Origin of the sequence: Mycobacterium gordonae, assembly GCF_002101675.1 — a bacterium.
Lineage (GTDB): Bacteria > Actinomycetota > Actinomycetes > Mycobacteriales > Mycobacteriaceae > Mycobacterium > Mycobacterium gordonae.
This window is the reverse complement of record NZ_LQOY01000092.1, coordinates 21,111-31,164: the sequence shown is the minus strand read 5'-3', so window position 1 is coordinate 31,164 and position 10,054 is coordinate 21,111. Positions and strand designations below refer to the sequence as shown.

Annotated in this window: 10 protein-coding genes; 6 read left to right on the top strand and 4 right to left on the bottom strand. The window is 67.3% G+C overall.

The window, feature by feature from the left end:
• Positions 1 to 111: 111 nt before the first annotated feature.
• A complete protein-coding gene (locus tag AWC08_RS15285; RefSeq protein ID WP_069434339.1) occupies positions 112 to 1,368 on the top strand; it encodes a DUF6542 domain-containing protein in 1,257 nt (418 codons plus the stop codon).
• Here the strand turns inward: AWC08_RS15285 and AWC08_RS15280 are convergent.
• Positions 1,365 to 2,378 (bottom strand): 4-hydroxy-3-methylbut-2-enyl diphosphate reductase, encoded by a 1,014-nt coding sequence (locus tag AWC08_RS15280; protein ID WP_036392369.1) that lies wholly within the window; start codon positions 2,376 to 2,378, stop codon positions 1,365 to 1,367. The two genes, AWC08_RS15285 and AWC08_RS15280, sit on opposite strands and share 4 nt — an antisense overlap.
• An 89-nt stretch (positions 2,379 to 2,467) precedes the next feature.
• Here AWC08_RS15280 and AWC08_RS15275 point away from each other — a divergent pair, with 89 nt between their 5' ends.
• From AWC08_RS15275 to AWC08_RS15260, 4 genes are read left to right on the top strand one after another with little or no spacing between them, the layout of a single operon-like run.
• Positions 2,468 to 3,088 carry a lipid droplet-associated protein gene (locus AWC08_RS15275; protein WP_036392367.1) on the top strand — a complete coding sequence of 207 codons (621 nt, stop codon included), beginning with the start codon at positions 2,468 to 2,470 and terminating at the stop codon, positions 3,086 to 3,088.
• The gene (gene xseA / locus AWC08_RS15270) at positions 3,085 to 4,326 is read left to right on the top strand and encodes an exodeoxyribonuclease VII large subunit (RefSeq protein ID WP_036392365.1); all 1,242 of its coding nucleotides are present in this window, start codon (positions 3,085 to 3,087) and stop codon (positions 4,324 to 4,326) included. The genes AWC08_RS15275 and xseA overlap by 4 nt, the downstream gene beginning before the upstream one ends.
• Positions 4,316 to 4,561 carry an exodeoxyribonuclease VII small subunit gene (locus AWC08_RS15265; protein WP_036392363.1) on the top strand — a complete coding sequence of 82 codons (246 nt, stop codon included), beginning with the start codon at positions 4,316 to 4,318 and terminating at the stop codon, positions 4,559 to 4,561. The genes xseA and AWC08_RS15265 overlap by 11 nt, the downstream gene beginning before the upstream one ends.
• Positions 4,562 to 4,614: 53 nt before the next feature.
• Positions 4,615 to 5,712, top strand: coding sequence for a 3-beta-hydroxysteroid dehydrogenase (locus AWC08_RS15260; RefSeq protein WP_069434345.1), 1,098 nt, complete (start codon positions 4,615 to 4,617; stop codon positions 5,710 to 5,712).
• A 6-nt stretch (positions 5,713 to 5,718) separates the two neighbouring features.
• Here the strand turns inward: AWC08_RS15260 and AWC08_RS15255 are convergent, their stop codons facing one another.
• Complete coding sequence (locus AWC08_RS15255) at positions 5,719 to 7,254, bottom strand: carboxylesterase/lipase family protein (RefSeq protein ID WP_036392361.1); 1,536 nt, start codon at positions 7,252 to 7,254, stop codon at positions 5,719 to 5,721.
• A 155-nt stretch (positions 7,255 to 7,409) separates the two neighbouring features.
• On the opposite strand from AWC08_RS15255, the gene AWC08_RS15250 reads away from it, so the two are divergent.
• Positions 7,410 to 8,540 carry an AI-2E family transporter gene (locus AWC08_RS15250; RefSeq protein ID WP_036392359.1) on the top strand — a complete coding sequence of 377 codons (1,131 nt, stop codon included), beginning with the start codon at positions 7,410 to 7,412 and terminating at the stop codon, positions 8,538 to 8,540.
• On the opposite strand, the gene AWC08_RS15245 is transcribed toward AWC08_RS15250, so the two are convergent.
• Entirely contained in the window at positions 8,521 to 9,318 is a 798-nt protein-coding gene (locus AWC08_RS15245) for a dienelactone hydrolase family protein (RefSeq protein ID WP_036392356.1), read from the bottom strand. The genes AWC08_RS15250 and AWC08_RS15245 overlap by 20 nt on opposite strands.
• A 20-nt stretch (positions 9,319 to 9,338) precedes the next feature.
• On the bottom strand, positions 9,339 to 9,983 hold the full coding sequence (locus AWC08_RS15240) for a DUF4245 domain-containing protein (RefSeq protein ID WP_036392354.1): 645 nt from the start codon (positions 9,981 to 9,983) through the stop codon (positions 9,339 to 9,341).
• Positions 9,984 to 10,054: the final 71 nt, after the last annotated feature.

Below are 10,054 nucleotides of genomic sequence, written 5' to 3'. Positions count from 1 at the left end.
CGACGGTCACCGTTTCGCGGGCATTCTTATGTGAGGCACCGAGGGCGTTTCGCGGGCACTTTTCGTGAGTCAAGCCGGGGCCTTTGGCCGCACAGCCGGTACGGTCATTATGTGTCAGCGCAGCGGGAGCGAGCGGCGGTGGAGCCCAGTCGCCGCTCCATCGTCCCTTCTATCCCCGGCGTGCCGTGGTGGGCGGCGGTGCTCATCGCGGTCGGAGCAACTGCCCTGGGGTATGCGTTCGACGCCGGTCACAAGGAGCTGACCCACACGTTCGCGGGTCTCTACATCGCGGGATGTGTGGCAGCGGTGCTGGCGGTTCGGCAGGCGGCAGTGTTCACCGCGGTCATCCAACCGCCGCTGATCCTGTTCATCACCGTGCCCGGCGCGTACTGGCTGTTCCACGGCGGCAAGGTCGACAAGTTCAAGGACCTGCTGATCAACTGCGGATATCCCCTCATCGAGCGGTTCCCGCTGATGTTGGGCACCGCCGGCCTCATCCTGCTGATCGGCCTGGTCCGGTGGTACTTCGGCAAGAACAGCCGGACACTCGCCGAAACCGGGGACGCGGCGACGCCCGAGCCCGCGGCGCAGCGCCCGCCCCTGCTCAGCGGCCTCATCGCGAAACTGAGCACGCTGCTGGCCGGCGGCTCTGACGACGACGCGGACGCCGCCAACACCGTGCCGCCGGCCCATTCGAGGGGCCGGGCCGCACGCAGCGGCAGGAACGCCCGGAACACCGGCCGGACGGCACAGCGTCCGGCACGATCGCGCTCGCGGCACGCACGCCCCGACGACACCTACGAACCGGGCGGCGAACGTCCACGCCGCACCACCCGCAGAGGCGCGGTGCCGCCGACCGAGACCACGGACTACGACCGGGCCGACGCGCCGCCGCGGCCACGTCGCCGGCGTCCGGACAGTGATTCGGACCTCGGCGCCTACCCGCCCCGGGAAATGCGTCGCGAGCCGCACCCGCGGCGCAGCTCTTACGATCGGCCACGGCCTTCCGAAAGACCGTCGGAACGCCCTTACGAGCGACCCGAACCGCGCAGCAGCCGCTTCAATCCGTACGACACCTACGAGCGGCCCGAGCCCTCCGAACGTGGCGAACGCCGCAGCCGCCATGAGCGCCGCGGCTCCGGCTATGAGCCCTACCCGCCCTACGAGCCTCCCTACGAGCCGCGCAGCAGGCGTACGAACGGGTCCGGCAACGCCAATCCGACCCATCACCCGATCTCGCAGGTTCGCTACCGCGGGCAGCCGCCGCGCAGCGAGTCGCGCGACGAGCGCCGCGAGGAGCCGCGTTCAGATCGACGCACTCGGTCGCGCGCGCCACGCAGGCCGCAGACCGAAACTTGGGACGCCTAGCCGCGCGATCGGGCCGGCCGGATCTCCCGCGGCAGCGCGAACACCAGCGTCTCGTTGGCCGTCGTGACCGGTTGCACCAGGTCGTAGCCGTGCTCGGCCAACCGCTCCAGCACGCCGCTGACCAGCACTTCGGGAACCGATGCCCCGGACGTCACGCCGACGGTGGTGACCCCGTCCAGCCAGGCCGGGTCGATGTCGTCGGCCCAGTCCACCAGGTGCGCCGCGCGCGACCCGGCATTCAGCGCCACCTCGACCAATCGCACCGAGTTCGAGGAATTGCGCGAGCCCACGACGATCACCAGCTCACACTCCGGAGCCATCGCCTTGACCGCGACCTGGCGGTTCTGGGTCGCGTAACAGATGTCGTCGCTCGGCGGATCCTGCAGCTTCGGGAAACGCTGCCGCAGCCGCTCGACGATCTCCATCGTCTCGTCGACCGACAGCGTGGTCTGGGAGAGCCAGATGACCTTGTCCTCATCCCGTACGGTGACGTGCTCGACGGCGTCGACCCCGTCGACCAGCTGCACGTGGTCAGGAGCTTCCCCGGCCGTGCCGATGACTTCCTCGTGCCCCTCGTGCCCGATCAGCAGAATGTCGTAGTCGGCGCGGGCGAAGCGCTTGGCTTCGTTGTGCACCTTGGTGACCAGCGGGCAGGTGGCGTCGATGGTCTGCAGGTTGCGTTCGGCGGCAGCCTCGTACACCGTCGGCGCGACGCCGTGTGCGGAGAAGACCACGATGGCGCCCTCGGGCACCTGATCGGTTTCCTCGACGAAGACCGCGCCCGCTCTGGCGAGTGTGTCGACCACGTGCCGGTTGTGCACGATCTCATGCCGCACGTACACGGGAGCGCCGTGCTTCTCGAGCGCACGCTCGACCGTCTCGACGGCGCGGTCCACCCCCGCGCAGTAGCCGCGCGGCTCCGCCAGCAGCACTCGCTTGCGGTCCGGCACGCCCTGGGCAGCCACCGAACTCACCGCACCGGGAATCCCCATGTCAATAGTCGGTGCCATGCCCTTCAGGGTACGTTCCACCGACACGGATCCGCTATTTCGCCGCCGTCAGCTTGGAGTTCGCCGCTGCTTGAGGCAGGCTGGGACGCATGGCTACTGCACCGTACGGGGTTCGGCTGCTGGTCGGCGCGGCGACAGTCGCCGTCGAGGAGACGATGCGCCTCCCGCGAACCATCCTGATGTATCCGATGACCCTGGCCAGTCAGGCGGCACACCTGGTGATGCGTTTCCAGCAAAACCTCGCCGAGCTGGTCATCAAGGGCGACAACACGCTGGAAAACATCTTCCCGCCCAAGGACGAGCAGCCCGAATGGGCCACGTTCGACGAGGACCTGGAAGTTCTGGACGGCGGTGCCGGCGGCGGGTTCTCCACCATCCCGGTGGATGGACTCGAGGGCGAACGTCGTGCCGAGGGGCGCTTCGCGTTGTACTCGGTGGCCGACACGGCCGAGTCCGCATCCGGGGATGCCCCCACCAAGCCGGTCTCGACCCGCCAATCCAAGTCTGCTGCCGCGGCCAACGTGCCGGCGCCGGCGGTAGCTACCGAACTCGACTACCCGCAGCTCACCCTGGCCCAGCTGCGGGCGCGGCTGCAGTCGCTGGATGTCGCCGAACTGGAAGCCCTGCTGGCTTATGAGCAGGCCACCAAGGCCCGCGCCCCCTTCCAGACGCTGCTCGCCAACAGGATCACCCGCGCGACCGCGAAGTGACTCCGGCCGCACAGACGAATTCGCCCGAGAATCCCTTCCCGGTTCGCGCCGTCGCCATCCGGGTGGCGGGCTGGATCGACAAACTGGGCACCGTGTGGGTTGAGGGCCAGTTGGCCCAGATCAATATGCGCCCGAACTCCAACACGGTGTTCATGGTGCTGCGCGACCCCGCAGCCGACATGTCGCTCTCGGTCACCTGTTCACGCGATCTCGTGTTGAGCGCGCCGGTCCGGCTGACTGAGGGCACCCAGGTGGTGGTCTGCGGCAAGCCCTCCTTCTACACCGGCCGCGGCACATTCTCGTTGCGGCTCAGTGAAATTCGGGCCGTGGGTGTCGGCGAGCTGCTGGCCCGCATCGAGCGGCTGCGCCGGCTACTGGACGCCGAGGGCTTGTTCGACCCGCGCCTGAAGCGACCGCTGCCGTTCCTGCCCAACATGATCGGGCTGATCACCAGCCGGGCCAGCCATGCCGAGCGCGACGTCACGACGGTCGCCGAAGCACGTTGGCCCGCAGTGCGTTTCGAGATCCGCCACGCCGCGGTGCAGGGGGTCAATGCGGTGGCGCAAGTGGTGGAGGCGCTGCGCGACCTGGACGGGCATCCCGAGGTCGACGTGATCGTGATCGCGCGCGGCGGCGGCAGCGTCGAGGACCTGCTGCCGTTCTCCGACGAGACGCTGTGCCGGGCCATCTCGGCCTGCCGCACCCCGGTGATCAGCGCGGTGGGCCACGAACCCGACAATCCGCTCTGCGATCTGGTCGCCGACCTGCGCGCCGCCACACCCACCGACGCGGCCAAGAAGGTGGTTCCCGACACCTCGGCCGAACAACGCCTGATCGCCGACCTGCGCCGGCGCAACGCCCAAGCGTTGCGAAATTGGGTGTCTCGGGAGGAGCGTTCGCTGGCGGCACTGCGCAGCCGTCCGGTGCTGGCCGACCCGCTGCGGATGGTGACCAGCCGCAGCGACGAGGTCGACCGCGCCCGGTCCGCGCTGCGCCGGGACATCAACCGGCTGCTCACCTCGGAAACCGAACGCGTCGGCCACCTGGCCGCGCGACTGTCCACGTTGGGCCCCGCCGCCACCCTGGCCCGCGGCTACGCCGTGGTGCAGGTCCTTTCCGAAGCTGACGGGCAGATCGTGCGCTCCGTCGACGAGGCGCCGGCCGGCACCAGGTTGCGCGTGCGGGTCGCCGACGGCGCCATCGCGGCGGTGAGTGAAGGGCGTACCGATGGTTCCTGAACAACAGCACGAGGCGTCGCCGGTTACGCCTATTAGTCAGCTCGGCTATGAAAAGTGCCGAGACGAGCTAATCGAAGTGGTGCGACTTCTGGAGCAGGGCGGCCTGGATCTCGATGCGTCGCTGAAGCTGTGGGAAAGGGGCGAGCAACTAGCCAAACGGTGCGAGGAGCACTTAGCTGGCGCACGCCAACGCGTCACCGACGCCCTGGCGTCCGGCGAAGCCCCGGAAAGCTGACGTCAGCAAAACTCGTCCGCCAACGTGGTTCCGAATTGGAACACGTTTCAGTTATTCTCTCCCGCATGGGTGATCCATCACTGACAACCGAGCTCGGCAGCGTCCTGGTCACCGGGGGCTCCGGCTTCGTCGGGGCCAACCTGGTGCGGACCTTGCTGGATCGCGGCCACCGGGTCCGCTCCTTCGACCGTGCCCCCTCGCCGCTCCCCCAGCACCCCAATTTGGAAGTGCTGCAAGGCGACATCACCGACAAGGCCGTCTGCGAAGCGGCGGTCGACGGCATCGACACGATCATCCACACCGCGGCGATCATCGACCTGATGGGCGGCGCGTCGGTGACCGAGGAGTACCGGCAGCGCAGCTTCTCGGTCAACCTGGGTGGCACCCAGAACCTGGTGGAAGCCGGCCAGAAAGCCGGCGTCAAGCGGTTCGTCTACACCGCCTCCAACAGCGTGGTGATGGAGGGCCAGAACATAGTCAACGGTGATGAGACGATGCCGTACACCAAGCGGTTCAACGACCTCTACACCGAGACCAAGGTGGCCGCCGAGAAGTACGTGCTGGGCCAGAACGGCGTCGACGGGATGCTCACCTGCTCCATCCGGCCCAGCGGCATCTGGGGCACTGGCGATCAGACCATGTTCCGCAAGCTGTTCGAGAGCGTGATCAAGGGCCACACCAAGGTGCTGGTCGGGCCGAAGTCCGTGAAGCTCGATAACTCCTACGTGCACAACCTGATTCACGGCTTCATCCTGGCCGGCGAACACCTGGTGCCGGGCGGTAGTGCGCCCGGGCAGGCCTACTTCATCAACGACGGTGAACCGATCAACATGTTCGAGTTCGCCCGGCCGGTGATCGAAGCATGCGGCGAGAAGTGGCCGACGCTGCGGATTCCCGCCCCGCCGGTACGCCTCGCCATGACGGCATGGCAGCGGCTGCACTTCCAATTCGGTGCGCCCGCGCCGCTTCTCGAGCCGTTGGCCATTGAGCGCATCGCCATCAACAACTACTTCTCGATCGAAAAGGCCCGCCGGGACCTGGGTTACGAGCCGCTGTTCACCACCGAGCAGGCCCTCAAAGAGTGCCTGCCGTACTACGTCGACCTGTTCCACAAGATGAAGTCCGAGGCGCAGGCCGCCAAGAAAAAGTAGCGTCGGCTACCTGAAGCTCACCATCTCGGCGCCCCAGGCGTCGCGGATCCGCGCGTCAACGTCGTGCACGATCGTGTCGACCTTGTCGATGACCAGGCAGGCGCGATGGGTCTCGTCATAACGCGGCCACCGCACTTCACCGGCCGGACCGGCCGGCTCCCCGGCGGTGGCGAAGTTGATCCACCGGGTCTGCATCCGCCGGGAGACCGCCGTAGCGATTCTGGCCCCGCCCAGCTTGAGCGTCACGTCCTGCGGCCCACCGAGAGTGCCCCAGACATAGGGCAATTCGGTGGCGTGGGCGGCACGGACCAGCAGCAGCTTGAACAATGGCGTGGAGTAGTCGAACCGGTACAGGTACACCGGCGCGACCGCGCTGTGACCCTGCGCCAGCCACATCGTCGGCAACCGGAAGCCGATATCGGTGGCCATGCTCACCACGCGTGATTTGTGCCGGCCCGTGTAGGCCGATCCGATCTCGTCCACGGTCGGCAACTGCAGGTCGGGCTGCTCGGCAGCGATCTGATCGAACATCGACGTGATGGCGCGTGGGGTGATCGGCATCAGCGGCGAGCGCATCAACTTGAACAGCGCCGCCTCGTTCCTGTTGGTCCCGATGATCAGCGGGACGGGCAACAGCCGCCCCTCCTGCGCAAGCTTGACGGGGTAGTCGCGCAGCAGGTCACCGTCGACGATCGGGACGAACGCCAGCGTCCCCGGATTGCGCACGGGAACTTCGTTGAACACTTCCTGGGTGGCCGTGACGAGCGCGTCGGTCGACACCTCGGTCAGCTTGCGCACGTCCGAGGCGCCGATACCCAGCTTCTCCAAGAAGGTCGAGGCGACCCGGCGGCCCCGTTCCCGGTCGTAGACCGAGGTGGCCGGCGAGCTCTGGGCGATCGCGCGGACGAACAGGCCCTCGGCCGCCGGGCAGGCGAGCAGGGTGGTGACCAGCCCCGCACCGGCGGACTCGCCGAACACGGTGACGTTCGCCGGGTCGCCGCCGAACGCCGCGATGTTGTCGCGCACCCAGGCCAGGCCGGCCAGCACGTCACGCAGCCCGATGTTGGATTCGAACGGTCGCTGCCAGGTACCGAACGAGGACAGGTCCAGGAAGCCCAGCGCGCCGATCCGGTAGTTGAGCGTGACGACGATGACGTCGCCGGTGCCCGCCAGCGCCCGCCCGTCGTAGAGCGGCTGACTTCCCGAGCCCAGCACGTAGGCGCCGCCGTGCAGCCACACCATCACGGGTTTGCCGGCGCCGGGCTGCACGTCGGCGGGCGCCCAGATGTTGACGCGCAGGCAGTCCTCGCCCAGCGGCGCACCCAGGTCGAGCGGCATCCTGGGCACCACCGGTTGGGGGCAGGCCGGGCCGTACTCGGTGGCGTCGGCAACCTCGGTCCACCGCTGCGGCGGCTCCGGGGCCCGGAAACGCAGGTCGCCGAGCGGCGGTGCCGCGTAGCGGATGCCCTTCCAGAATTTGACGCGACCGTCGTCGCCGCCCCGGACCGGACCGTAACCGGTTTCGACTACTTCGGTCGCCATTGCCTTCAAACTCCTATTTCCGTGCCCCGCCCCCCGATGATCACGGCACAAGCGTCCAAACCACTTTAATCGTGTTCTGCTGGTGCGCTGATGCTGGAGGCCGTCGCCGCTAAGGTGTTTTCAACACAGATGCGGAGGGCGGTCTCGGTCCGGGCATGAACACCGAATTCACCCTTACCCAGAAACGTGCTCTCGCCGTCTTCACCCTCCTTGCCCTGGCATTCGGGGCCTACTTCCTACGCGAGTACTTCGTGCTCATCGTGGTGGCCGCCGTCGGCGCGTATCTGTTCACGCCCCTGTTCACCTGGTTCAACAAGCGCATGGGCACCGGCCTGTCGGCCACCGCCACCCTGCTGTCCGCACTGGCCATCGTGATAGTGCCGGTGGGATTGCTGGTGGCACTGGCGATCGTGCAGATCGCCCGCATGATCGACTCGGTTGCGGGATGGGTCCGTTCGACCGATCTGAGCAGCCTGGGAGATAAGACGCTGCAGGTGGTCAATGATTTCGGCTCCCGGGTACCGTTCGTGCACGTCCACGTCACGGCCGAGATGCTGCGCAAGGCGATGGTGTCCGCCGCCCAGAGCGTCGGCCACTGGCTGCTGGGCGTACTGCAGAACACCGCGGGAAGTCTCGCCAGCATGATCACGTCGGCCATCATTTTTCTGTACGTGTTCGTCGCGCTCCTGGTGCACCGGGAGAAATTGCGGACGCTGATCGGCCAGCTCAACCCGCTCGGCGACGAGGTCACCGGCCTGTACCTGCAGAAGATGGGCTCGATGGTGCGCGGCACCGTCAACGGCCAGTTCGTCATCGCCTTCTGCCAGGGTGTCGCCGGAGCCGCGTCGATCTACATCGCCGGCTTTCACCACGGCTTCTTCATCTTCGCGATCGTGTTGACCGCGTTGTCGATCATTCCGCTCGGCGGCGGCATCGTCAGCATTCCGTTCGGAGTCGGCATGATGCTGTTCGGCAACATCGGGGGCGGGGTGTTCGTAGTGCTTTTCCACCTGGTGGTGGTCACCAACATTGACAACTTCCTGCGGCCGATCCTGGTGCCGCGAGACGCCCGGCTCAACTCGGCGTTGATGTTGCTCTCGGTGTTTGCGGGCATCTCGATGTTCGGCCCGTGGGGCATCATCATCGGCCCGGTGCTGATGATCATCATCGTCACCACCATCGACGTCTATCTGGCGGTCTACAAGGGTGTCGAGCTCAAGCCCGCCCCCGAGGAGCAGCCCGTTCGACGCGGGTGGTTGCGCCGCGCTAAGTCAGCCGCTCCGTGAGGAATTCGACCACCCGCTTGCGCGCCTCGTAAGCCGGCTGGCCGTCGACCTCGCGCACCTCGTCGGTGAGCACCGAATGTGCCATGCGGCCGAAACCGTGCTCGTTGCCGGGGCCGGAGTCGATCTCGATCACCTCGAACGCGTCACCGAGCCGCTGCTTGAGTGTCGTGAAGCGTTCGCTGGGCGCCATCTTGTCCCCGCTGAACCGCAGGCCAAGCGCGCACAGGTCGTGGTTGGCGCAACGATCGGCCACCACGGCAAGCTCGGACTCGCTCATCCCAGGATCGCGGCGTTGCTTGGCGGTGAGCGGGAATGGCACCGAGGGTTGGCTGAGCACGGGTGCCAGCACGCTATCGTCGACGGCGGCGGCGAGCGCGAAGCCCCCGGTGAAGCACTGGCCGATCACCCCGACGCCCTTGCCGGGCGTTTTCTCGTTGAGGTCGCGGGCCAGGGCACGCAGAAACAGCGACACCGGCCGCTGCTTGTTGGTGGCCATCGCGGCAAATTCCTTTGCCACACAGCCGCGGCTGATCTCGGCCACGATGTAGCCGGGGGTCTTGGCCTTGCCCGGCTGGCCGAACAGTGACGGGATCGCCACGGTGAAGCCGTTGTCCACCAGATGGTTGCCCAGCGCCAGCACCCCGGGATGGATGCCGGGCATCTCCGGGATCAGCACGACGCCCGGGCCGGAGCCCCTGCGGTACACGTCATAGCTGTAGCCGGCGCCGGTGAACGGTTCGGACGACCAACCGGTCAGATCTGCTTCGGGTGCGGTCACGAGACGTCCCTTCTGTGGGTCTAACGGCTGGGCAGTGGCTGCGCGGACTGCGTCGCGGACGCCAGGGTGCGGAACTGATCGGGAGTGCCGGCGCCGGTGATCGCCACCTGGGTGGGGCCGGCCGGACTGGCAAGTCTGGTGGTCCATACCGGCTCGACCGCTCCGTTCTGGTCGGCACCTTGGTAGACAACCCAGCTGGTGCCGTTGACGTCGACTGTCCCGCTCGGGAACATGCCGGCATGGATGGAGCCGACCAGTTTGTCCTCGTCGGCGTTGCTCTGCGTCAAGCTCAGATACATGCCGGTCGGGCTGATGTAGCCGACGGTCGAGGTGGCCGCGTGTAGCCGCTGGCCGGCGGAGGCATCCGTGCGTCCGGCGTCGATGCCGCCACGGCCGCCGGAATTCGGCTTCCAGTCCGGCGGCAATGCGGGCATGCGGATGGGGAAGCCGAGCGTCGCGGCGTCTGCCCGCAGCGCCGCCGCCGCGTCGTAGGACGGGATTGTGCCCCGGTTGGTCCCACCTGGTGCGAGCGAACACATTCCGACCATGCCCGCCAACAGGATGCAGCCGATCACCAGCGGTATCAGCGACCAGAACATGTCGCGTCCGTCCTGCAGCACCCGCGGCTTGGCCGGCTTGGGGGCGGGCTGCGGCTCCGAGGTCACTCCGCAAGTATCCCAGCTCCAGTCGAGTGTTCCGCTTCTGGGACAATCGGCAACCATGAATGAAGGGCGCC